Origin of the sequence: Enterobacter sp. CGMCC 5087, from assembly GCF_003144775.1 — a bacterium.
In the GTDB taxonomy this organism is placed as follows: domain Bacteria; phylum Pseudomonadota; class Gammaproteobacteria; order Enterobacterales; family Enterobacteriaceae; genus Enterobacter; species Enterobacter cloacae_M.
Map to the genome: position 1 here is coordinate 1 of NZ_QFXN01000311.1, position 1,051 is coordinate 1,051.

General features: G+C 63.8%; 1 protein-coding gene. It reads left to right on the top strand.

Annotated features, from left to right (window positions below):
• Positions 1-352 precede the first annotated feature (352 nt).
• Entirely contained in the window at positions 353-1,045 is a 693-nt protein-coding gene (locus DEO48_RS25555) for a hypothetical protein (protein ID WP_109846657.1), read from the top strand.
• Positions 1,046-1,051 lie beyond the last annotated feature (6 nt).

Here is a 1,051-nt window from a genome sequence, read left to right on the forward strand (position 1 = left end):
GGCACCTGGCAATACGGCTGGACAGCTGACGTTGAGCGCCAACCCTGTCGCGGCGGCCACGACGCTCGCGGCCGGGACGGCGGAGACAAAGCTCACTGTGGATGTGTGGCCCCAGGTCCAATGAAAACCCGTTCTGTGGTTCAAATACCCGTACTCGCAATCCCTGCGGTCTAAGTACCCAGGCATGGTCACACGACACTCGCCAGTGCGGGTGCCCTGCCCATTCACTACCAGTTACACGCAATTCATGACCGCCGCGTGTCGGATATGGCGTTGATGCTGGCACCGCGACGCCAGTCTATACCGACGCCGGCTGCCTTTGTTTTGCATTGATGGAGAAGGGAGGAAGGACATGAAGACAGCGGAAGAAGGTGGGATGTCGGTGGCTGTTGTTGACCCGTGCGCTCTGGGGCGGTTCGGGCTGGAACGGGCATTGTGTTCGTTATCGGGCGTCGCCGACGTGCGGGCTGTGGCTGACCTGGCCGCCTTACTGCTCGCAACAGGGGGTGCTGACGTGTCTCCCGGAGCACCGGATGTCCTGGTGATACGACTGCCTCCGGACGCGCGGGCCGCGCTGGTCCTGCTGCTGCGTCTGTGCGGACATCCGGTCTGCCTGATGCCTGTCAGACGCCTGCTGATACTGAGCCCGTTCGTCGGGGCGGGCGTGAGTACGTTGCTGGCGGGTGTCGGGCGTCCGGTGCCGGTCTGTATTGCGTCCTCGCGGTTGTCCGTGTGTGAACTGACAGCCTGTATTCGCGGCAGTTCACCCGCGCCGGAAGGTGTTGTGCTGTTTGCCAGCGACTTTTCCGTCAGGGGGTACCTGTCAGTCAGCGAATGCCAGGTCCTTCGCCTGTGCCTGGAGAGCGTTTCCCTGCCCATCCAGGCCGTTCGACGGTGCCGGAGCCGCAAAACGCTGTACGCGCAGCGGTCGGCGGGCCTGCGCAAGCTGGGGGTGACCTCTCTGCGGGACTTACTGCGCATGCTCACCGGACAGGTCCCTGCGGTTGCCGGGAGCAGGCGATGCGTGTCTGAGGGGGGGAAGTGATGAACG